The following is a 2,460-nucleotide window of genomic DNA, read 5'->3' on the forward strand; positions in this document are numbered from 1 at the left end:
GCACCACGCCGGTGCCATACGTGCCCGGGGCCAGTTCGAAGCTGGTGCCGGTGCCTGTCTGCCATGTCGCTCCGCCGTCGGTGCTGTACTGCCAGCTGGCGCCCGGCTCGATACCGCCGACCGTCACTGTCGCGTCATTGGTCACCCTGTCGCTGGCGGACAGCCCGGTGTCGGCGGCAAGCACCACCGTCGGGCTTGCCACGGCGGTGTCCACCGTCACCGCGCCCAGCAGCGCGCCTGCGCTCTGGTTGCCGGCGATGTCCGTCTGGCGCACCTGCACCACGCCGGCGCCATACGTGCCCGGCGCCAGTTCGAAGCTGGTGCCGGTGCCTGCCTGCCAGCTCGCTCCGCCATTGGTGCTGTACTGCCAGGTCGCGCCCGGCTCCAGACCGCCGACGAGGACGGTCGCATCCGCAGTGAGCCCGTCGCCGGCAGAGGCTCCGGTGTCCGTCGCAAGAGCCGCAGTGGGCGCAGCGATGGTCGTGTCCACCGTCACCGCCGGCAACGGGAACACCGCGCCCGGCGTTCCGGCCGCATCCACCTGCCGCACCCGCACTTCGCCCGCGCCATAGCTGCCCGGGACCAGTTCGAAGCTGGCGCCGGTACCCGTCTGCCATGTTGCGCCGCTGTCCGTGCTGTACTGCCACGTGGCGCCCGGCTCCAGACCGCTGACCGTCACCGTGCTGTCGCTGGTGATCGCATCGCCCGGAACGCCTGTGTCCGCGATCGTCGCCGTGAGCGCCGCAGGCGCGGCGGTGTCCACCGTCAGCGCCGGAAGGGTGAACGAACCTCCCGCGTTACCGGCAAGGTCCACCTGCCGCACCTGCACGGTCCCGGCCGGGTACGTGCCCGCCCCCAGCTCGAAGCTGGTGCCCGTGCCCGTCTGCCAGGTCGCACCGCCATCGGTGCTGTACTGCCAGGTCACACCCGGCTCCAGGCCGCCGACGCTCACCGTGCCGTTGTTAGTGATGCCATCGCCCTGCGTGCCGCTGTCGACGAACGTGGCGACAGGAACCGCCGGACCTGTCGCATCCACCGTCACCGGACCCAGGTATGTGGGATCGCTGATCACGCCTACCGCATTGACCTGCCGCACCTGCACATCCGCATAGGTGCCTTGGGCAAGTTCGAAGCTGGTGCCGGTGCCTGCCTGCCAGATCGCACCGCCGTCCGTGCTGTACTGCCAGCTCGCGCCCGGCTCCAGATTGCCGATCGCCACCGTGCCGTCGCTGGTCACCCCGTCATCCGGAAGCCCCGTGTCGCTCACCAGCTCGGCCGTCAGGGGGCCCGTGCTCGTGTCCACCGTCACCGGCGGCAGCGAGAACGCGCCGCTCGCATTGCCCGCGACGTCGATCTGACGCACCTGCACCGCGTCAGCCCCATAGGTCCCGTCCGCCAGCACGAAGCTGGTGCCCGTGCCCGTCGTCCAGGCGCCGCCGTTGATCCGGTACTGCCAGGTCGCGCCCGGCTCCAGACCGCTCACGCTCACCGTCCCGACGTTGGTAACGCCATCGCCCGCCACGCCGGTATCGGGAATGGTGGCCGCAGGAGCCGCTGGCGCAGCCGTATCGATCGTCACCCCTGCAAGCGCAACCGGGCCGCTGATGTTCCCGGCATCATCGATCTGGAGCACTTGCACCGCCCCGGTGCCATACGTGCCCGCAGCCAGTTCGAAGCTGGTGCCGGTGCCTGCCTGCCAGGTCGCTCCGCCGTCCGTGCTGTACTGCCAGGTAGCGCCCGGCTCGAGGCCGCCGACCGTCACCGTCGCATCGCCCGTCACCCGGTCCGTGCCCGACACCCCGGTGTCGCTTGCAAGAGCAAGCGTAGGCACCGAAACGCCCGTATCGACGGTCACCGCCGGCAGCGCACCCGTGCCGCTGGCATTGCCCGCAAGATCCGTCTGGCGCACCAGCACGGTGCCGGCAGCATAAGTGCCGGGAGCAAGTTCGAAGCTGGTGCCGGCGCCTGCCTGCCACGTCCCTCCGCCATCGGTGCTGTACTGCCAGCTGGCGCCCGACTCAAGACCGCCGACCGTCACCGTCGCATCGTTCGTCACGCCGTCGCCCGCCACGCCGGTATCCGTAGTGGTGGCGGTCGGTGCCGCGGGAGCGCCGGTGTCTATCGTCACCTCGTCCAGCCTATCCGGGCCACTGACGTTACCCGCACCATCTATTTGGCGTACCTGCACCGCGCCGGCGGGGTAGGTGCCCGGGGCCAGCTCGAAGCTGGTGCCGGTGCCTGCCTGCCATGTCGCTCCGCCGTTGGTGCTGTACTGCCAGCTCGCGCCCGGCTCCAGACCGCCGACCGCGACGGTCGCGTCGTTCGTGATGCCGTCGGTAGTCGATACGCCTGTGTCGCTGGCGAGTGCCCCCGAAGGCGGCAGGACGCTGATGTCGATGGTGAGGCTGGGTAGTTCGAACGTGTCGCTGACGTTACCTGCCGCGTCGATCTGACGAACCT

Annotated in this window: 1 protein-coding gene; it reads right to left on the reverse strand. The window is 70.1% G+C overall.

Annotated features, from left to right (window positions below):
* Positions 1–2,460 (reverse strand): beta strand repeat-containing protein (locus C2R25_RS18060; RefSeq protein WP_369825721.1); only part of this gene is annotated, 2,460 nt, incomplete at both ends.

It is taken from the genome of Novosphingobium sp. HII-3 (genome assembly GCF_002916655.1).
Taxonomy (GTDB): Bacteria; Pseudomonadota; Alphaproteobacteria; order Sphingomonadales; family Sphingomonadaceae; genus Novosphingobium; species Novosphingobium panipatense.